This window comes from Klebsiella ornithinolytica, from assembly GCF_030505655.1.
Classification (GTDB): Bacteria; Pseudomonadota; Gammaproteobacteria; order Enterobacterales; family Enterobacteriaceae; genus Klebsiella; species Klebsiella ornithinolytica.
The window spans coordinates 3,035,523-3,056,116 of sequence record NZ_CP130153.1 but is presented as its reverse complement, the minus strand read 5'-3'; the positions used below and the strand labels follow the sequence as shown (position 1 = coordinate 3,056,116).

Annotated in this window: 15 protein-coding genes; 8 read left to right on the top strand and 7 right to left on the bottom strand. The window is 59.0% G+C overall.

Annotated features, from left to right (window positions below; genetic code table 11):
* Positions 1 to 101 precede the first annotated feature (101 nt).
* Both paaX and paaY read left to right on the top strand, forming a co-directional pair.
* Positions 102 to 1,028, top strand: coding sequence for a phenylacetic acid degradation operon negative regulatory protein PaaX (gene paaX, locus Q1L34_RS14615; protein WP_004861322.1), 927 nt, complete (start codon positions 102 to 104; stop codon positions 1,026 to 1,028).
* A 9-nt stretch (positions 1,029 to 1,037) separates the two neighbouring features.
* Positions 1,038 to 1,634 carry a phenylacetic acid degradation protein PaaY gene (gene paaY / locus Q1L34_RS14610; protein ID WP_004861325.1) on the top strand — a complete coding sequence of 199 codons (597 nt, stop codon included), beginning with the start codon at positions 1,038 to 1,040 and terminating at the stop codon, positions 1,632 to 1,634.
* A gap of 246 nt (positions 1,635 to 1,880) precedes the next feature.
* Here paaY and azoR read toward each other — a convergent pair whose 3' ends face one another.
* Positions 1,881 to 2,486: an FMN-dependent NADH-azoreductase gene (gene azoR / locus Q1L34_RS14605; RefSeq protein WP_004861333.1), complete on the bottom strand. Its 606-nt coding sequence runs from the start codon at positions 2,484 to 2,486 to the stop codon at positions 1,881 to 1,883.
* Between the two features lie 258 nt (positions 2,487 to 2,744).
* On the opposite strand from azoR, the gene hrpA reads away from it, so the two are divergent.
* Positions 2,745 to 6,590: an ATP-dependent RNA helicase HrpA gene (hrpA, locus tag Q1L34_RS14600; protein ID WP_233429564.1), complete on the top strand. Its 3,846-nt coding sequence runs from the start codon at positions 2,745 to 2,747 to the stop codon at positions 6,588 to 6,590.
* 505 nt (positions 6,591 to 7,095) lie between these two features.
* On the opposite strand, the gene Q1L34_RS14595 is transcribed toward hrpA, so the two are convergent.
* The 6 genes from Q1L34_RS14595 to Q1L34_RS14570 all read right to left on the bottom strand — a co-directional run bounded on the left by Q1L34_RS14595 (position 7,096) and on the right by Q1L34_RS14570 (position 13,861).
* Positions 7,096 to 7,755, bottom strand: coding sequence for an O-methyltransferase (locus Q1L34_RS14595; protein ID WP_325989833.1), 660 nt, complete (start codon positions 7,753 to 7,755; stop codon positions 7,096 to 7,098).
* Positions 7,756 to 7,770: 15 nt separating this feature from the next.
* Positions 7,771 to 9,150, bottom strand: a complete 1,380-nt coding sequence (locus tag Q1L34_RS14590) for an efflux transporter outer membrane subunit (RefSeq protein ID WP_204111734.1) — start codon at positions 9,148 to 9,150, stop codon at positions 7,771 to 7,773.
* Positions 9,147 to 10,232, bottom strand: a complete 1,086-nt coding sequence (locus Q1L34_RS14585) for an HlyD family secretion protein (RefSeq protein WP_325989830.1) — start codon at positions 10,230 to 10,232, stop codon at positions 9,147 to 9,149. Before Q1L34_RS14585 ends, Q1L34_RS14590 begins: the two co-directional genes overlap by 4 nt.
* A 27-nt stretch (positions 10,233 to 10,259) precedes the next feature.
* Complete coding sequence (locus tag Q1L34_RS14580) at positions 10,260 to 11,912, bottom strand: MFS transporter (protein ID WP_327204124.1); 1,653 nt, start codon at positions 11,910 to 11,912, stop codon at positions 10,260 to 10,262.
* Positions 11,912 to 12,343, bottom strand: a complete 432-nt coding sequence (locus Q1L34_RS14575; protein WP_015584457.1) for a MarR family winged helix-turn-helix transcriptional regulator — start codon at positions 12,341 to 12,343, stop codon at positions 11,912 to 11,914. Before Q1L34_RS14575 ends, Q1L34_RS14580 begins: the two co-directional genes overlap by 1 nt.
* A 243-nt stretch (positions 12,344 to 12,586) precedes the next feature.
* Entirely contained in the window at positions 12,587 to 13,861 is a 1,275-nt protein-coding gene (locus Q1L34_RS14570; RefSeq protein WP_004861355.1) for a Glu/Leu/Phe/Val family dehydrogenase, read from the bottom strand.
* Positions 13,862 to 14,513: 652 nt separating this feature from the next.
* Between Q1L34_RS14570 and Q1L34_RS14565 the strand changes: the two genes are divergently transcribed.
* The 5 genes from Q1L34_RS14565 to astE are packed head-to-tail and all read left to right on the top strand — an operon-like array spanning position 14,514 to position 20,585.
* Positions 14,514 to 15,719 (top strand): bifunctional succinylornithine transaminase/acetylornithine transaminase, encoded by a 1,206-nt coding sequence (locus Q1L34_RS14565; RefSeq protein ID WP_004861358.1) that lies wholly within the window; start codon positions 14,514 to 14,516, stop codon positions 15,717 to 15,719.
* Between the two features lie 17 nt (positions 15,720 to 15,736).
* Entirely contained in the window at positions 15,737 to 16,759 is a 1,023-nt protein-coding gene (gene astA, locus Q1L34_RS14560) for an arginine N-succinyltransferase (protein WP_160873162.1), read from the top strand.
* Positions 16,750 to 18,216, top strand: a complete 1,467-nt coding sequence (gene astD / locus Q1L34_RS14555; protein ID WP_004861363.1) for a succinylglutamate-semialdehyde dehydrogenase — start codon at positions 16,750 to 16,752, stop codon at positions 18,214 to 18,216. The genes astA and astD overlap by 10 nt, the downstream gene beginning before the upstream one ends.
* Positions 18,217 to 18,238: 22 nt before the next feature.
* A complete protein-coding gene (astB, locus tag Q1L34_RS14550) occupies positions 18,239 to 19,579 on the top strand; it encodes an N-succinylarginine dihydrolase (protein WP_064359905.1) in 1,341 nt (446 codons plus the stop codon).
* Between the two features lie 10 nt (positions 19,580 to 19,589).
* Positions 19,590 to 20,585 carry a succinylglutamate desuccinylase gene (astE, locus tag Q1L34_RS14545; protein WP_327204123.1) on the top strand — a complete coding sequence of 332 codons (996 nt, stop codon included), beginning with the start codon at positions 19,590 to 19,592 and terminating at the stop codon, positions 20,583 to 20,585.
* Positions 20,586 to 20,594 lie beyond the last annotated feature (9 nt).

The following is a 20,594-nucleotide window of genomic DNA, read 5'->3' as shown; positions in this document are numbered from 1 at the left end:
CCGACCCGGGATCCAGACCCGATCCCCGGTTAGCCTGCGCTACCGGGGATTTTCCTGTGCTATGATTCAGAAAGGACAACAATAACAACAGAATGAATCAAATGAGTAAACTCGATACTTTTATTCAACAGGCGGTCGAAGCGATGCCTGTCAGCGGCACTTCGCTGATTGCCTCGCTGTACGGAGATTCATTGCTACAACGCGGTGGTGAAGTGTGGCTCGGCAGCGTGGCCGCGCTGCTGGAAGGGCTGGGTTTTGGCGAACGGTTCGTGCGCACGGCGCTGTTCCGGCTGAACAAAGAGGAGTGGCTGGATGTGGTGCGCATCGGCCGACGCAGTTTCTATCGTCTGAGCGACAAAGGGCTGCGCCTGACGCGCCGGGCGGAGCATAAAATCTACCGCGCCAGCGCGCCGGAATGGGACGGGACCTGGCTGCTGCTGCTGTCGGAAGGGCTGGAGAAAAATCAGCTGGCGGAAGTGAAAAAGCAGCTGCTGTGGCAAGGCTTTGGCGCTCTGGCACCGAGTCTGCTCGCCTCGCCGTCGCAAAAAATGGCGGATGTTCAGTCGCTGCTGCACGAAGCGGGCGTGGCGGAAAACGTGATCTGTTTTGAAGCCCATTCGCCATTGGCGCTCTCCCAGGCGGCGCTGCGCGCCCGGGTTGAAGAGTGCTGGCATTTGACCGAGCAGAACACGATGTACGACACCTTCATTGCTCTGTTTCGCCCGCTGCTACCGCTATTGCGCGATGCGGATGCCGACGAATTAACGCCGCAACGTTGCTTTCAGATCCAGCTGCTGCTGATCCATTTCTATCGTCGCGTGGTGCTCAAAGATCCGCTGTTACCGGAGGAGCTCCTGCCTGCGCACTGGGCCGGCCAAACCGCGCGCCAGCTGTGCATCAATATTTACCAGCGGGTGGCACCGGGCGCGCTGACCTTCGTCGGCGAAAAAGGGGAAAGCTCGGTGGGGGAACTGCCTGCACCGGGGCCGCTCTATTATCAGCGTTTTGGCGGTTTGCCAGGCGCCTAAGGAGGCTTGATGCCGATTTATCAGATTGACGGTATGACCCCCGTTGTACCGGATGAAAGCTATGTGCATCCCACGGCGGTGCTGATTGGCGACGTGATCCTCGGGAAAGGCGTCTACGTCGGCCCTAACGCCAGCCTGCGCGGTGATTTCGGGCGCATCGTGGTGAAAGATGGCGCCAACATTCAGGATAACTGCGTGATGCACGGCTTTCCCGGCCAGGATACGGTGGTCGAAGAGGACGGGCATATCGGTCACGGGGCGATCCTTCACGGCTGCGTTATCGGCCGCAACGCGCTGGTGGGGATGAGCGCGGTGATTATCGACGGCGCAACGATTGGCGAAAACAGCATCGTCGGCGCCTCGGCGTTCGTTAAGGCTAAAGCCGAGATGCCGGCCAACCATCTGATCGTCGGCAGCCCGGCGAAGGCCATTCGCACCCTGAGCGAACAGGAGATCGCGTGGAAAAAGCAGGGGACGCGGGAGTATCAGGCGCTGGTCGAGCGCTGCCAGCAAACGCTGCATCAGGTAGAGCCGCTGAAAGAGGTGGAGCCGCAGAGAAAGCGGCTGGAGTTTGATGAAAGCCTGCGGCCGAAATCATCATCCTGAACCAGAGCCCCTGGCTTCGAGGGCCTAATATGTACACCTGAGCGTGTACATGGTACCTATCGATGATTTTTCACATGTTGTCAGGTCAGGCCCGGAGGTCGGAGACAGCTGGCCGCAGGCCGTGAGCGCTATCGTATACGTTGGAGGATTTACAGGCAGAATGGGCTGCTGATTTTACGAGGCGTCTCGTAAGGTGGGTGACGGGGAGAAGAAACTCCCACCGGGCGGTGGGAGTGACAATCTAAATTACGCTGCAACCACGCTATCGATGGCCGCTTTGGCATCGGACTGCGCTTTGGCCGCGACTTCCGGACCGTAAGCAATGCCTTCTGCGAAGACAAAGTTCACATCGGTGATACCGATGAAGCCGAGGAAGGTAGACAGGTACGGCGTCACCAGATCGGTCGGGGTATCTTTATGGATACCGCCACGGCTGGTCAGCACGACCGCACGTTTACCGGTAACCAGACCTTCTGGTCCTTTTTCGGTGTAGCGGAAGGTCACACCGGCGCGAGCCACCAGGTCGAAGTAGTTTTTCAGCTGAGTCGGGATGTTGAAGTTGTACATCGGCGCGGCGATAACAATCACGTCATTAGCCTGCAGTTCAGCGATCAGCTCGTCGGACAGCGCCAGCGCTTCCTGCTGACGCGGCGTCAGCGGCGCATCGCTCGGACGCAGAGCACCAACCAGTTCACCATCCAGTACCGGAATCGGATTGGCTGCCAGGTCACGCACGGTGATAACATCTTCAGCGTGCTGTTCACGCCATTGTTCAACAAAATAGTCGGACAGCTGACCGGATTGTGAGTACCCTGCCAGAATACTGGATTTCAGTACTAATACTTTGCTCATGGGTGTTTCCTTATATGAGGTTGACGGGTCGATGCCCTGGTGCTTGTTGACACTGTATTCACAATCATGCCACAGAGAAAGCGCAATAAATCGAACCCTGTATTCAATTTTTTTGAACAAGGCATGCGATTCGCAGATGTGGTAATATACAGCAATACATCAAAAGAGATTTTTCCCGGCAGTGCGCTGCCCGATAACGCTATGACAGAACAACAAAAGTTCACCTTCTCTCAGCTATTCCAACGGCTTGATGGCCTGATGCTGCGTGATAAGTCACGCTTTTCCCGTCGCCTGCATGGCGTGAAGAAGGTTAAAAATCCTGAAGCCCAGCAGGCCATTCTTCAGGAGATGGCGCAAGAGATCGAACAAGCTGCAGGGAGAGTCCTGCTGCGTGAAGCGTCGCGTCCGACGATTACTTACCCGGAAAATCTACCGGTCAGCCAGAAAAAAGATGAGATTTTGCAGGCGGTTCGCGACCATCAGGTGGTCATCGTGGCGGGGGAGACCGGCTCCGGTAAAACCACCCAGCTGCCGAAAATCTGCATGGAGCTGGGGCGCGGGGTGAAAGGGCTGATTGGCCATACGCAGCCGCGTCGTCTGGCGGCGCGCACCGTGGCCAACCGTATTGCCGAAGAGCTGCAAAGCGAGCCGGGCGGCTGCATCGGCTATAAGGTCCGTTTTAGCGACCACGTTAGCGATAACACCATGGTCAAGCTGATGACCGACGGTATTCTGCTGGCGGAAATCCAGCAGGATCGACTGTTGATGCAGTATGACACCATCATCATCGATGAAGCGCACGAACGTAGCCTCAACATCGACTTCCTGCTCGGCTATTTACGGGAGCTGCTGCCGCGTCGCCCGGACCTGAAAATTATCATTACTTCGGCAACCATCGACCCGGAACGATTTTCACGCCACTTTAACAACGCGCCGATTATCGAAGTATCCGGGCGAACTTACCCGGTGGAGGTGCGCTATCGGCCAATCGTTGAAGATGCCGACGACACCGAACGCGATCAGCTGCAGGCGATCTTCGATGCCGTTGATGAACTGGGACGTGAAAGTCCCGGCGATATCCTGATTTTTATGAGCGGAGAGCGCGAAATTCGCGATACCGCCGATGCGCTCAATAAGCTCAATCTGCGCCATACCGAAGTGCTACCGCTCTATGCGCGCTTATCGAACAGCGAGCAGAACCGCGTCTTCCAGTCGCACAGCGGGCGGCGGATTGTGCTGGCGACCAACGTCGCCGAAACCTCGCTGACGGTGCCGGGCATTAAGTATGTTATCGATCCGGGCACCGCGCGCATCAGCCGCTACAGCTACCGGACCAAGGTGCAGCGTCTGCCGATTGAGCCGGTCTCTCAGGCTTCTGCTAACCAGCGTAAAGGGCGCTGCGGCCGTGTTTCCGAAGGGATCTGTATTCGTCTCTATTCCGAAGACGATTTCCTCTCGCGCCCGGAATTTACCGACCCGGAAATTCTGCGTACTAACCTGGCGTCGGTGATTCTGCAAATGACCGCGCTGGGCCTCGGAGATATTGCCGCCTTCCCGTTCGTCGAAGCGCCGGATAAGCGCAATATCCAGGACGGCGTGCGTCTGCTTGAGGAGCTGGGGGCGATTACCACCGACGAGCAGCAGACCGCCTATAAGCTGACGCCGATGGGCCGTCAGCTCAGCCAGCTGCCGGTTGACCCGCGCCTGGCGCGGATGGTGCTGGAAGCGCAAAAACATGGCTGCGTGCGTGAAGCGATGATCATCACCTCGGCGCTGTCGATTCAGGACCCGCGCGAACGCCCGATGGATAAGCAGCAGGCCTCCGATGAGAAACATCGCCGCTTCCACGATAAAGAGTCCGACTTCCTGGCGTTTGTTAACCTGTGGAACTACCTTGGCGAGCAGCAAAAAGCGCTCTCCTCGAACCAGTTCCGTCGCCAGTGCCGTACCGATTTTCTCAACTATCTGCGGGTGCGCGAATGGCAGGATATCTACACCCAGCTGCGCCAGGTGGTGAAAGAGCTGGGGCTGCCGATTAACAGCGAGCCGGCGGAGTATCGCGAAATCCATACCGCGCTGCTGACCGGTCTGCTGTCGCACATCGGGATGAAAGATAACGATAAGCAGGAATTTACCGGCGCGCGTAATGCGCGTTTCTCTATCTTCCCGGGCTCCGGTCTGTTCAAGAAACCGCCGAAGTGGACGATGGTTGCCGAACTGGTGGAAACCAGCCGTCTGTGGGGACGGATTGCCGCGCGCATCGACCCGGAATGGATAGAGCCGGTGGCGCAGCACCTGCTGAAACGCTCATACAGCGAACCGCACTGGGAGCGGGCGCAGGGGGCGGTGATGGCGACGGAGAAAGTGACCGTTTACGGTCTGCCGATCGTCGCCGCCCGCAAAGTGAACTATAGCCAGATCGACCCGGCGTTGTGCCGCGAGCTGTTTATCCGCCACGCGCTGGTGGAGGGGGACTGGCAGACGCGTCACGCCTTCTTCCGCGACAACCTCAGGCTGCGCACGGAAATCGAAGAGCTGGAGCATAAATCGCGCCGCCGCGACATTCTGGTGGATGACGATACGCTGTTCGATTTCTACGACCAGCGTATCAGCCACGATGTGATCTCCGCGCGCCACTTCGATAAGTGGTGGAAAGCGGCCAGTCGCGAAACGCCGGATCTGCTCAACTTCGAAAAGAGTATGTTGATCAAAGAGGGGGCGGAACAGGTCAGTAAGCTTGACTATCCGAACTTCTGGCATCAGGGCAACCTCAAGCTGCGGTTGACCTATCAGTTTGAACCGGGCGCCGATGCTGACGGGGTGACGGTACATATTCCGCTGCCGTTGCTCAACCAGGTGGAAGAGGCCGGGTTCGAGTGGCAGATTCCCGGCCTGCGCCGCGAATTGATTATCGCGCTGATTAAATCGCTGCCGAAACCGGTGCGCCGTAATTTCGTGCCGGCGCCGAACTACGCCGAGGCGTTTTTAGGCCGCGCGACGCCGCTGGAGCTGCCGCTGCTCGATTCGCTGGAGCGCGAGCTGCGGCGGATGAGCGGCGTGACCATCGACCGCGAGGCCTGGCAGTGGGAACAGGTGCCCGATCATCTGAAAATCACCTTCCGGGTGGTGGATGACAAGAACAAAAAGCTGGCGGAAGGGCGTTCGCTGCAGGATTTAAAAGAGGCCTTGAAGGGCAAAGTGCAGGAGACGCTTTCTGCCGTTGCCGACGATGGCATTGAGCAGAGCGGGCTGCATATCTGGAGTTTCGGTCAGCTGCCGGAGAGCTACGAGCAAAAACGCGGCAACTATAAGGTGAAAGCCTGGCCGGCGCTGGTGGATGAACGCGACAGCGTGGCGATTAAGCTGTTTGATAATCCGCTGGAGCAGCAGCAGGCGATGTGGCAGGGGCTGCGCCGTCTGCTGCTGCTGAATATCCCGTCGCCGATTAAGTATCTGCACGAGAAACTGCCGAATAAAGCCAAGCTGGGGCTCTATTTTAACCCTTACGGCAAAGTGCTGGATCTGATTGATGACTGTATCTCCTGTGGCGTCGATAAACTTATCGATGAGGCGGGCGGCCCGGTGTGGCGCGAGGAGGATTTTGCCAGACTGCACGATAAGGTGCGCGCCGAACTGAATGAGACGGTGGTGGAGATAGCCAAACAGGTCGAACAGATTCTGACCGCGGTGTTTAACATCAATAAGCGGCTGAAAGGGCGCGTCGACATGAGCATGGCGCTGGGGCTGTCGGATATTAAGGCGCAGATGGGCGGGTTGGTCTATCGCGGCTTCGTGACCGGCAACGGTTTCCGCCGGCTGGGGGATACTCTGCGCTATCTGCAGGCGATTGAAAAACGGCTGGAGAAAATGGCCATCGATCCGCACCGCGACCGGGCGCAGATGCTTAAAGTGGAGAGTATCCAGCAGGCCTGGCAGCAGTGGCTGAATAAGCTGCCGCCGGGGCGTCGTGGGGATGCGGATGTGCAGGAGATTCGCTGGATGATTGAGGAGCTACGCGTCAGCTTCTTCGCCCAGCAGCTCGGAACGCCGTATCCCATCTCCGACAAGCGGGTGCTGCAGGCGATGGAGCAGATCGTCGCCTGATCGACCGGCTGATGGTCGTGTTTAGGGTGGTTTGGGCGAAGGCGTGTTTTCTTAGTTTGTTCTGTGAAATGTTCGGTGGAATGTTGCGTTCACTATCGGTTCCGTATATTTCTGTTTCCTGCGGCACAGGTGAACGGCCCAGGGCCGGTTTTGCCCGGCCCTGGGGACCCGGCATCCCGGCAAGAAAAATCGTCGCTGCGCGATACCTTCGTCTCCGCCGTCTGGCTTTTCGGGGACGGCAAGAGGTAACTTCCCTGTAAGGCTTGCCTCCGCCAGGTTATTCGTCCCATCCCTGGGACTCACCCCTTCGGGGCCGACGTCAGCGTCGTTCAAAAACGCTCCGGGCGTTTTTGTCCATGCTGGCGGCCCCGACCAGCCGCCTGCGCCTCAGCGATTTTTAGCCGGTCTAACCCCCTGCTGCATGTCCCGATGCCTCATGCCTGCATAGTCATTGCTGAAAATTCTTTCAGCAATAATATCGCAACCTAATCGAACCGCACAAAAGCTACCCGTTGACCCACGCCAGCGTAAACCCATCCCAGCCTTTGCTGCCTACCGTTTGCAGCGCCGTGACCGTCAGGCGCGGATCGCGGGCCATCATCTCGATAAAGCGTCGTACACCCTGCACGCGGTCGTCCTCGCTGCGCGGGTTCACCACCTCGCCGTCGCGCACCACGTTATCGCCGATAATCAATGTTCCTGGTCGGGAATAGCGCAAGGCCCAGCGCAAATAGTCGGGATTGCTGGGTTTATCGGCATCAATAAAAATCAGATCAAACGGCGGGCGATCGCCGAGGGATTCCAGGGTCTGCAGCGCCGGCCCCTCCCGTAGCGTGACCTGCTTATCGACCCCCGCCAGACGCAGATTTTCCCGCGCCACCGCGGCATGGCGCGAATCGGCCTCCAGGGTCAGCAGCTCGCCATCTCCCGGCAGCTCACGAGCCATCCAGATGGTGCTGTATCCGCCGAGCGTGCCGATTTCCAGCACCCGCTGCGCCCGCACCATGCGCACCAGCAGCGCCAGAAACTGTCCCTGATTAGCGGCAACGTCAAAAGCCGGCAGCCCGGCGCGCTGATTGTTCGCCAGCACCTGGCTGAGCAGCGGATCCTGGGGAATTAAAGCATCAATCAGATAACTGTCTACGGCAGACCATTGTTGTTGCATAAGCGATTTCCCGCGTTACGTCCCTGATGAGTCTGACCAGCCGCCTCCCAGCGACCGGTATAAATCCACCTGCGCCAGTAGCAGATTGTTTTTCACCTGCACAACGCTAATCTGCGTAGCGAACAGCGTGCGCTGGGCGTCCAGTACGTCAAGATAGGAGGAGTAGCCGTTGCGGTAGCGATTCTGCGCAATGCGCAAGGTTTCCTGCGCCACCTCTTGCTGGCTGAGGAGTTCGTTTAACTGCTCGCCATAGCGGGCGATGGCATCAAGACTGTCATTCACTTCCTGAAACGCGCCGCGCACCGTCTTCTCATAACCGTACAGCGCCTGGTTGCGTTGCGCCATCGACACATCCACCTGCGCATTGAGCGCCTGACGGTTGAGCAGCGGGGCGAGAATACTGCCGCCAAGGCTCCACAACCGCAGCGGGTTATCGAGCAGGTCCGGCAACGTCCGATCCTGCAGGCTACCGGTGGCGGTCAAATTGATCGACGGCAGGAGCTGCGCCTGCGAGGAGGCGAGGGTGGCATCGGCGGCAAGCAATTGCCGCTGGGCCTGAACAATATCCGGACGGCGGTTCAGCAGCGTGGAGGGCAGCTGGGACGGCAGCGCGAGCGGCGTCAGTCGGCTGAAATCCTGGCGCTGAATGCTGCCAGGGTTGCTGCCCGTCAGGACGCTCAGGGCGTTCTCCTGCTGAGCTATTTGATGCTGAAGCGGCGGGATCTGCGAACGGGTTGAACGCAGTTCAGAATCGGCCTGCATCAGCTCCAGGCGCGATGTATAGCCGGTCTCAAACTGACGTTTAGCCAGGTTGTACGCGTCCTGGCGCGATTTCAGCGTCTGCCGGGTGACCCGCAGCTGCTCATCCAGCGAAAGCAGCGTCAGATACCCCGCGGCCACCGAGGTGGCGACGGTGAGGTCGGCGGCCGCGGCGGCGGCTTTTTGCGCCTCCAGACTCGCCTGGGCGGCGCTGGCCGCGCTGCGGTTAGCGCCCCAGATATCCACATCATAGCTGGCGGTTAATCCGCCTTTGTAGACCGTGCTGTGCACGGGCAGGCCGGTTGCTGCGGACTGCGACCGCGCGCGGGTGCCGGTCAATGAGGCATCCAGCGATGGAAACAGGCTGCTATCGACGGCGTAGGCCCGGGCCTGATACTCATTGACGCGCTCGCGGGCGATCAGCACATCGCTGTTGTAGCGTAGCGCCTGGTCGACATAGCGATTGAGCTGGCTGTCGTGAAAGTGGCGCCACCACACCCCTTCCACCGGGCTGGCCGGGCCGACATCGGCACGCCAGGCGGCCGGGATCTGTAATGACGACCCGGCACGCTGAACGTCCGCCGATTGACAGCCGATCAGTACGAGGGCCAGCGCGAGAGTCAGCGGGCGGATCATGGCTGTGCTCCCTCGCGGGTATCAATGGTGACCTGCACCGACATTCCCGGGCGCAGTCGCGAACTGTTCTTCTGCCCGTCCTTCACCGCAATGCGCACCGGAATGCGCTGCGCGATTTTGACAAAGTTGCCGGTGGCGTTATCCGGGGAGATAGCGCTGAACTCAACGCCGGTCGCCGGCGAGATGCTTTGTACGGTACCGCTGAATGTTTCGCCGTTCAGCGCATCGACGGTAAAGGTGGCGGGCTGGCCGATACGAATTTGCGCCAGCTGGGTCTCTTTCAGGTTGGCGATCACCCAGTGCTGCGGCGGCACCAGCGAGGTTAAGTGGGTACCGGCGCTAACGTAGGCGCCGAGGCGCACGGATATCTGTCCGAGCTGACCGGCGGTGGGGGCGACAATGCGCGTGTTGTTCAGATCGATTTCCGCCAGCTCCAGCGCCGCGCTGGCGCTGGCGACGTCGGCTGCCAGCGCATCGCGGTTTACGATGGTTGATTGCAGATCCTGGCGCGACATTTCCAGCGTTGCTTTTGCCTGTTCAATATCGGCGGAACCCTGCGCCGCGCTGGCCCGGGCGGAATCGCGTTCGCGTATGGACAGTGAACCGTCGGCGGTCAAATCCTGCACGCGTTTTAAATCGGCCTGGTTTTTCTGGTTCTGCGCGCGGGCGTTTTGCAGCGCCGCTTCGTTGCGTTGAATGACCGCCTCGGCACTTTTACGCTGCTGCAGGTTATTTTTCAGCGCCGCCTCTTTCATCGCCAGCGTCGCCTGCGCCTGATGAACGCGCTGTTTGTAGATCCGGTCATCAATCTGGAACAGCACCTGGCCTGGCTTGACGTAGGCGAAATCCTGGACATTAACGGCAGTCACATAGCCGCTGACCTGCGGACTGATAAAGGTGGTCTGCCCGCGAACATAGGCGTTATCGGTAAATTGGCTGTGGCGGGTAAACGGCGGCAGCTGCCAGGCATACAAAATCACCAGCACGCCGATAAGACCGATGGCGGCGGCGGTAAAAATAGATACCACGCGGATATTATTGCGGGTGTTGGCCTGTTGCCTGGCCGCATCCTGCTGACTCATAACGACTCCAGAGAAAAATTATCAGTGTTATTTGCTGCCCGTCGCGCGTTGCAACGCGATACGGGCGGTAATACGCAGTCTTATCAATCGCCAGAACACCCAGATCAGCGTCCCGGCGGAAATCGCCGCGGTCAGAAGATAGGTGTCATTGTAGGCAAGAATATTGGCCTGCAGCGTCGAGGCGTTTTGCAGCAGCGTGCTGGCCTGGACGTTCAGCAGGGTACTGTCGCCGATCTGGCTTTGGTACAGCTGGCTGTATTGCTGCAGGCGCTCGGTAATTAACGGGTTCAGAGTGGTCAGCTGGTCGGCCAGCTGGCTGGAGTGGAACTTCTCCCGCCAGGTCTGGAAGGTCCCGAGAATAGCCGAACCCAGCAGGCCGCCGATATTCTGGCTCATCCCAAACAGCACCGAAAAACTCACCAGGTTGCGCGGGTCGGCAATGACCCCGCCGATCCCGGCGAGCATGGCCGGAGCGAGGAAAAAGGCGCTGCCGAAACCGAGTAAAAACTGGCTGAACATCAGCTGCTCCGGGCGAGTCAGGATGGTGGACTGACTGTCGAGCAGCGAGGCTAGCATGATGCAGGTCAGCGCGGTGGCGATCGGCCAGTAGAGCCGCTGCGGATTGAGGGTCAGACAGCTGGCGATAATCCCGCTGAGGATACCGGCGAAAATTGACCAGGCCAGCGTGCCCATCTGTTCGTTTTGCAGCCCCGCGTACTGTAGCCAGCCGATAACCCCGGTGTTTTGCTCCGCCAGCACAATGCGAATAAGCAGCATAATCAGCCCCAGACGCAGGATACTGCCGCTGGAGAGCCACTGCGTATTGAGCAGCGGGTTGCTTCGGTTGTGCTCAAAAACAATGGCCGAGACAATTAACACCACCGCGCCCGCCAGCGACCAGCCAATCCACGGGGCTTCAAACCACCAGTCGAGACGGCCCAGCGACAGGACGGCGCAGACCAGCGCCATGCCGGGCGCCAGCAACATGAAGGTAATGAAATCCTTTTTCTCGAACACCTTTTTCCGATCGCTGGGCGGCAGCTTCAGCACGATAACGCAGGCCAGGGATATGAGTGCCAGCCCCAGTTCGAAGAAGTAGAGTCCGCGCCATTCGTCAAGCTGTAACAGTTCGGTGGAGAACAGGCGGGCAATGGGGATCGCCAGCGAGGAGCCGGTAATGCCAATCGTCAACGCTTTCAGGCGGTGGCGAGCGGGCCACGCCTGCACCTGATAATAGATACCCAAAGAACTGAGGGCGGCCGCCACCATGCCGTGGGCGGCGCGAACCATCATCGCCGAGCTGAGATCGTTGACGAAGAGGTGGAAAAAGGTCACCAGCACGTAGAGCACCAGGAAGCCTTCGGTAAAGGCGCGCAGGCCGAACTGCTGGCGGAATTTCACCAGCAGCATGTTAATCGACACGTTGGTCATCACGTACACCGCGGGCAGCCAGGCGATCTCCGTGGACCACGCGGCAAATGTCCCCTGCAGGTTTTGCAGGTTGGCGGTCACCACCGCATTACCCAGCGCGCCGGTCAGGCACACCAGCAGCCCGACGATGCCATAGGCGATGCGTTTCGGAGGGCTGTGAATCGGCGTTGACGGCGAGCCGAGCAGCGCGGGTTTCTCGTGCGGCGCCCAGTCATGAGGGCGATAGGGATTACTCTCGCGGCGCGGCATTATTTTTTCTCCAGCTCGCGCAGCAGGGTTTCCAGTACCCGCTGAGTGCGCTCGCGCTCCTCGGCGGTGATGGAACTGAGGATCTCTTCGCGCAGGGCGTCCGCCACGGTTTTGACCTGGTGATAGACCTCAAGACCCTTTTCTGTGGCGACCAGCAGCCGTTTGCGTTTATCGCGCTCGGTGATAACGCGCTCGACCAGCCCCAGCCCGACAAGGCGATTGACCAGCGGAACGATGGTGGCGCTTTCCACGCCCAGCTCCTGGGCCAGCTCAATTTGCGACAGCGGGTCGGCGTTGCGGGCAATGGCCGCAACCGCGACCCAGCTGGCCTGACTCATACCGAGGTCTTTCAGGCGGCGATTGACCGCCAGCCGCCAGTGGTGGGCCGTGAGATACAACAGATGGGAAAAGGTAAGCTGCCGGTTATCCATAGTCTTCTTCGGATCAGTACATGACAAAATCATTAGAGCTCTAATGATTCTATTCCTGATGGAAAGCCAAATTCAAGGGCAGATGCTAAAAAGTTGTTAACGCTACGTGCGCTTAGCAGGGGGAATACCTGACACGCTGACGTGCAGGGGGGAAGAACGAACCGGGAAGGGCGCTACCGGTGGGATGGCCTGGCGTGGACAAAAAAAAGCCCGGGCGATAGCCCGGGCGGGGAGCGCTGCATCTTAGCCTGGGTAGATACCGCGATCTTTACGCGCCATCAGAATGCGTTCACAGGCGACGATATAGGCTGCGGTACGCAGAGAGCACTCTTTGTCTGCGGCCTTCTCGCAAACGTGAATGATCGCGTCAGTCATGATGCGGTCCATCTTGGCGTTGATCTCTTCTTCGCTCCAGAAGAAGCTCGCCATATCCTGGACCCATTCAAAGTAGCTGACGGTCACGCCGCCGGCGTTACAGATAACGTCAGGCACCACGACGACACCGCGTTCGGCAAGGACATCATCCGCTTCCGGATAGGTCGGGCCGTTCGCCCCTTCCAGCACCAGCTTACAGGTCAGTTTTTCTGCGCGCTCGCGCGTGATCTGGCCTTCCAGCGCGGCGGGGATCAGAATGTCCATCTGGGTGGTCCAGAAGGCATCTTTGTCGATTTCACGGGCGCCCGGGAAACCGGCAATCTGCTTCTTCTCAGCCTGCCATGCGGTCAGGGCGGCCATATCAATGCCCCCTTCGTTATACAGGGTGGCGGTGTGGTCCTGAATCACCACGATCCGCGCGCCCACTTCGGCGAACAGACGAGCGGCTTCGCTACCGACGTTACCAAAACCTTGCAGCGCCACTTTCGCGCCTTCAATTTCAATTCCGGAACGGCCGGCGACTTCACGGCCGGTAATAAAGACGCCGCGACCGGTCGCTTTTTCACGTCCCAGCGAACCGCCGAGGTGAATCGGCTTGCCGGTCACCACGCCGGTAATCGTGGTGCCATGGTTCATGGAATAGGTATCCATCATCCACGCCATTACTTTACCGTTGGTGCCGACGTCCGGGGCCGGAATATCTTTCTGCGGCCCGATAATCAGACCGATTTCGCTGGTATAGCGGCGGGTCAGACGCTCCAGCTCGCCTTCTGACAGGCTGAACGGGTCAACGCGCACGCCGCCTTTGGCGCCGCCGTAAGGAATATTGACCGCGGCGCACTTAATGGTCATCCAGGCAGAAAGCGCCATCACTTCGTTCAGGTCAACGTCTGGATGGTAGCGAACACCACCTTTACCCGGTCCACGCGATAGATTGTGCTGTACGCGGTAACCTTCAAAGTGACGGATAGTGCCATCATCCATCTGCACCGGAATGTCGACAATCAGCGCGCGTTTCGGGTGACGCAGAGTTTCCACCCAGTAGGCGAGATCGCCCAGGTAAGGCGCGACGCGGTCGATCTGGCGCAGGTAGGTTGTCCATGGAGATGTACTACTTTCAGATGCGTAAGATAACTTTTCCATAAGAGTCCTGTTCTTAGTGTTATTTATGTCGTGTGAAACCGTGGAATATTTCTACCCGTCATACTTCAAGCCGCATGAGCGTTGGCTTTCCTCGTTCACCCCAGTCATTCACTTCAGTAAGCCCTGGGGATCCCCTGCGTCGCCGCCTTCCTGCAACCCGAATGATTCAGGGTACACAGCAGTAAACTCTGTGCAATGAATGTTATCACCAATTTTATAAACCGGTATTTGACGGGTATTCCGAATTTTAAATTTTTGTTAGAAATTTGGTTTTTCGATTGCATAACTACGCAGCCAAAAACGGGATCATGCTGTGCATTTATATGCATATTTTATGCACTATGGTGAATAGTAAAATAATTTTTTCATATTTATCATTATCTTGATGATCTTCAAAAAGTGAATAAAATGATGGTGCTGGTATTGACTTTGTCACGCGACAGGGCCCAGCATGAGAGCACGCAATGCACAAGGTATTAACCGAGAGTTAACAAATACCCATAAATATAAAAAGGCTTTGTTTTATTGTGGTGAATATATCTTCATCGCAACGGGCTCGTTCGCCAGTAAAACAGGGATCGGGGAATTGTTAATGTCGACTCACCATGATTGGCCCACTGAATAATGCCAATAATCGTTCCGGAGAATTGTTATGTCAGGCTCTATGACTCGTGAAGATTTTAATTCTTACATGGTTCCCTGTTTTGCCCCTGCGCCCTTTATTCCAGTGAAGGCGGCGGGCTCGAAAGTCTGGGATCAGCAGGGTAAAGAATATATCGATTTAGCGGGCGGCATTGCCGTTAACTCTCTCGGGCACACCCATCCGGCGCTGGTTGCGGCGCTGAAATCTCAGCTTGATAACCTCTGGCATATCGGCAACGGCTATACCAATGAGCCGGTGCTGCAGCTGGCGAAAACGCTGGTGGAATCGACCTTTGCCGATAAGGTGTTCTTCTGTAACTCCGGGGCGGAAGCCAATGAAGCGGCGCTGAAACTGGCGCGTAAATATGCCCACGATAAGTCTGGCGCGGACAAAAGCGAAATTATCGCCTTCCAGAATGCATTCCACGGCCGCACGCTGTTTACCGTGACGGTCGGCGGGCAGCCGAAATACTCATGCGATTATGCGCCGCTGCCGCAGGATATTACCCATCTGCCCTATAACGATATCGCGGCGGTCAAAGCGGCAATATCGGACCGCACCTGCGCGGTGATCGTCGAGCCGATTATCGGCGAAGGCGGCGTGATGCCTGCCGACCCGGCGTTCCTGCAGGCGCTGCGCGAACTGTGCGACCAGCACGATGCTGCGCTGATTTTTGATGAGGTCCAGACTGGTGCCGGACGTACCGGCACGCTGTATGCCTACCAGCACTACAACGTGGTTCCGGATATTCTCACCAGCGCGAAAGGACTCGGCGGCGGTTTCCCGATTGGGGCGATGCTGGCCAAAGAGGCCTGGGCTCAGGTTTTCCAGCCGGGCACCCACGGCACCACGTTCGGCGGCAATCCGCTGGCGGCGACGGTCGCCAACACCGTTCTGGCCCAGCTGGATGACCCACTGCTGGCCGGCGTCGCCCGGCGTCATGACCTCATCGTCGAGAAGCTGAACGCGCTGAACGCTCGCTACGATCTCTTCAGCGCGGTACGCGGTAAGGGGCTGTTGATCGGCGCAGAGCTGGCCAGCCATCTGCGCGGCCAGGCTAAAACCCTGACCAATCTGGCCGCGGAAGAGGGCGTCATTGCGCTGATTGCCGGTCCGGATGTCCTGCGCTTTGCTCCGGCGCTCAATATTCCGCTGGCGGACATTGAGGACGCTTTCGTGCGCCTTGAACGCGCCGTCGCCCGCCTGACGCGCTAATCGGGGGACGGTTTATGATGCTATTTCGTCCCGTTCGGGAAGATGACCTCGACGATATTATCCGCCTCGCGTCGCGGGCGGGAGTCGGTATGACCTCGTTACCCAACGACCCCGCGCGGCTGGCCGCGCGGATCCAGCGCAGCGTCGAGACCTTTGCCGGTAAGCTGCCGCGCGGCCAGCAGGGCTTTCTCTTTGTGCTGGAAGATACCCGCCTGGCGCGGGTCGTGGGGGTCAGCGCCATTGAAGTCGCCGTGGGCCTCGACGAGCCCTTTTATAATTTTCGCCTGCAGCGTACCGTCCGCGCCTCGAAAGAGCTGGGGGTCTATAAAAATCAGGAATTGCTGAATCTCAGCTACGACCACACCGGACACAGCGAGCTGTGCACGCTGTTCCTGGACCCGGAATATCAGAAAAACCGTAATGGTCTGTTTCTGTCGAAGGCGCGCTTCCTGTTTATCGCCGCCTTCAGAGAGCTGTTTTCACCGCATCTGTTTGCAGAATTACGCGGGCGCAGCGATGAGCAGGGCAATTCCCCCTTCTGGGACGCGCTGGGCCATCACTTTTTCGACATTCCGTTTGCCGATGCCGACCGGCTGACCGGTACGGGAATGAAAACCTTTATTGCCGAACTGATGCCGGCGTACCCGATTTACGTGTCGCTGCTGCCGGATGACGCCCGCGAAGCGATCGGCCAGGTGCATGCCAATACCTCGCCGGCGCGGGCGATTCTGGAGAAAGAGGGATTCAGCTGGCGCGGTTCGGTCGATATTTTTGATGCCGGCCCGGTACTGGAAGCTGAAACCGACGCCATCAGGGCAATCAGCGAGAGCCAGTTTATTCCGGCCATGCAGCTGATGACGGAGCGGTCGTCGCCGCTTATCGTCGCCAACAACCAGTTCGAACAGTTCCGTGCGGTATTGATATCGCCGGACGATCAATCGCAACTTAATCAGGCCGCGCTGGACGCACTGGCGGTGAATGAAACCGACCGGGTTCATGCGGTGACTTTACATCCGGAGGCAAGAATATCATGGCGATAAATGCACAGTTAATCGCAGGGCAGTGGCAGCAGGGGAGCGGCGCAACGCTGACCAAACTGGCTCCGGAAGATCAATCCGTCCTGTGGCAGGCGCCCAGCGCCGGTGCGGCGGAGGTGCAGGCCGCCTGCGCGGCAGCGCGCGGCGCATTCTATGCCTGGTCCCACCGACCGCTGGCGGAGCGCATCGCCTGCGTTCAGCGGTTTGCCGCCCTGCTGGAAGCGCAAAAAGAGGCGCTGGCGACGCTTATCTCCCGGGAAACCAGCAAGCCGCTGTGGGAAACCCGCACCGAAGTGCAGGCGATGATGGGGAAAGCGGGCATCTCGATAGAAGCCTACAGCGAGCGTACCGGCCAGCGCGAAACCGCGATGCCGGACGGTAAAGCGCTGCTGCGCCATAAGCCGCACGGCGTGATGGCCGTTTTTGGCCCCTACAATTTTCCCGGTCACCTGCCGAACGGACACATTATTCCGGCGCTGATTGCCGGGAATACCGTGGTGTTTAAGCCGAGCGAACTGACGCCCGCCACCGCCGAACTGACGGTGAAGCTGTGGCTGCAGGCCGGGATCCCGGACGGCGTTATCAACCTGATTCAGGGGGGGAAAGAGACCGGCCAGGCGTTGCTGGAAAACCGGGATATCGACGGCGTGCTGTTTACCGGCAGCGCCTCTACCGGATTCCATTTCCATCGCTACCTCAGCGGTCAGCCGGAGAAAATGCTGGCGCTGGAGATGGGCGGCAATAACGCGCTGATTGTCGCCGATGTGACCGACAGCGATGCGGCGCTGAATGTGATTATTCAATCCGCCTTTATCTCCGCCGGACAGCGCTGCACCTGCGCGCGCCGGCTGCTGGTCAAACGCGGCGCCGAAGGCGATGCGCTGCTGCAGCGTCTGGTTGAGGCCAGCGCGAGGATCCGCAGCGGAAAATGGGACGCCGAACCACAGCCGTTTATGGGAGGGGTTATCTCTCTTCAGGCGGCGCAGGGGATGCTGGCGGCGCAGGACAAACTGGAAGAACTGGGCGGCAACGTCCTGCTACGCCTGCATCAGCCGGACCCGCGCTCCACGCTCTTAACGCCGGGTATTATTGATGTGACCGGCCTGGATGTTCCCGATGAAGAGTACTTTGGTCCGCTGTTGACCGTGATCCGCTATGACACCTTTGATGAGGCGATCCGCATTGCCAACCACACCCGTTATGGGCTGGCCGCGGGGCTCATTTCCGCCGACCCGGCGCTGTTTGAGCAGTTTGCCGACGAGGCACGCGCCGGAATCGTTAACTGGAACAAGCCGCTAACCGGCGCCTCCAGTAAAGCGCCTTTTGGCGGCGTGGGAGCGTCCGGCAACCATCGCGCTTCGGCGTGGTATGCCGCCGATTACTGCGCGTGGCCAATGGCCTCCCTGGTCAGCGAAACGCTGACGCTGCCGGCGACCCTCTCGCCTGGCCTGTCATTCTGATAACGGATTCTGTGAGGACACCATGTCTGGTTTTGAAGCTAATTTTGATGGCCTGGTTGGGCCGACGCACCATTACGCCGGTCTTTCGGTCGGCAACGAAGCCTCGCAAAACAACCGCGACGGCTTATCCAACCCGAAGAAAGCGGCGCTGCAGGGGCTGTTTAAAATGAAAACCCTGGCCGACAAAGGCTTCGTTCAGGGCATTTTACCGCCGCAGCCGCGGCCAAATATTTCCGCTCTGCGCGGACTGGGCTTTCAGGGGAGCGATGCGCAGGTGATTCAGCAGGCCGCCGTCGAGGCGCCGCATCTGCTGTCCGCATTTAGCTCCGCGTCGTCGATGTGGACCGCCAACGCCGCCACGGTATCGCCTTCTGCCGACAGCGCCGACGGAAAGCTGCATTTCACGGTCGCCAACCTGAACAACAAGCTGCATCGTTCTCAGGAGGCGCCGACGACCGCGTCGATTCTGCGCGCCACCTTTGCCGATGAGACCCGTTTTAGCCACCACGACGCGCTGGCGCAGCATGGCGATTTAGGCGACGAAGGGGCGGCGAACCATAGCCGCTTTTGCACCGACTATGACCGCCAGGGGGTACAGTTTTTTGTCTACGGTAAGCGCGCCAGCGGCGGCGTGGCGCCGGCGAAATATCCGGCCCGTCAGACCCTCGAAGCCAGCCAGGCGATTGCGCGTCTGCATCGGCTGAACCCGGAATATACCGTATTCGCCCAGCAGGATCCGGCGGCCATCGACCACGGGGTGTTCCATAACGATGTGATTTCGGTCAGCAACCGCCACGTGCTGTTCCATCATCAGCATGCTTTTTTAAATCAGCAGGCGGTGCTGGACACGCTGCGGGAAAAAACCGCGCGGCTGGATATCCCGTTTACCAGCGTCGAAGTGCCCCAGGCGCAGGTCAGTCTCGATGATACCGTGGCCTCCTATCTGTTCAACAGTCAGCTGCTCAGTAAAGCGGATGGCACGATGCTGATCGTGGTGCCGGAAGAGTGTCGCCAGCGCAGTAATGTCTGGCAGTACCTGAGTGAACTGGTCAGCAGCGGCGCTTCGCCGATCAACGAGGTGGCGGTCTTTGATCTGCGTGAAAGCATGCGTAACGGCGGCGGCCCGGCGTGCCTGCGCCTGCGCGTCGTGCTGAATCATGACGAACTGGCGGCGGTGAATCCGCGTAGCCTGATGAATGACGAACGCTATCAGCAGTTGACCGGCTGGGTTGAAAAACATTACCGCGACCGTCTGCATGCCCGTGACCTCGGCGACCCGCAGCTGTTGAGCGAGGTTTACCAGGCCCTTGATGAACTGACGCAGATTTTAGGTCTGGGTTCGGTCTATGACTTCCAGCGCTAAGGGACCGGGAATGGAAAAAACAGTCAATGATTTACTCCAGTGCAAGCTGAGCCGCTGGCCTTTTCCGGCGGCGATGGAGGCAAGCTGGTTAGCCGATGGCGTGCTGCAACTGCTGCCGCAGACGCCATGGACCCAGGCTACGGTAGTGTCAGCGGGGATCCATGGCAACGAAACCGCGCCGATTGAGATCCTGCTGCAGATCATGCAGGCGCTGAGCGAGGGTAAACAGCCGCTCAGCCATGCGCTGCTGCTGGTGTTCGGCAATCTGCCGGCCATTCGCGCCGGTCGCCGCTATTTGCATAACGACCTCAACCGCCTGTTTGGCGGGCGGCATCTCGCCGTGGCACCGGGGAATGAGTCCCGGCGCGCGGTGGAGCTGGAGGGGGCGGTCGCGGCCTTCTTTGCGACCGCGGATCGCCAGGGCCACGCGCGTCGGCTACATCTGGATTTGCATACCGCGATACGCGGTTCGCGCCACCGCCAGTTTGCGCTGCTCCCGGCCCGCGAGGGAGAGTATGACGCCGGGTTTTACGCGCTGCTGCAGGCCAGCGCTATGGATGCCATCGTGCGTCATACCGAACCTGGCGGCACCTTTACGCACTACACCAGCGAAAAATTCGGCGCGCAAAGTGCCACCCTGGAGCTGGGCAAAGTGATGGCTTTTGGCGAAAACGACCTCCGTCTGTTTGCCGGGACCGACGCCGCGGTGCGCGCACTGATTGCCGACGCTGCGCTGCCTGCGCGGGACAAAGCGCCGGCGGACTATTTTCTGGTGCAGGAGAGCATCATCAAGAGCGACAGCGATTTTACGCTCAACCTTGACCCGAAAATTGACAACTTCACCGCGCTGCCTGCCGGGTATGAAATTGCCCGCCAGCCGGATAAAACGTGGGTTGTTCAGGCTCACGCGCCGTACATCTTATTTCCGAATGCGGGAGTGGCAACCGGGCAACGCGCCGGTTTGTTGCTGAAGTCAGCCGCGCCATGCCTTTCTTTGCCTGCTTGAAGGAATCGA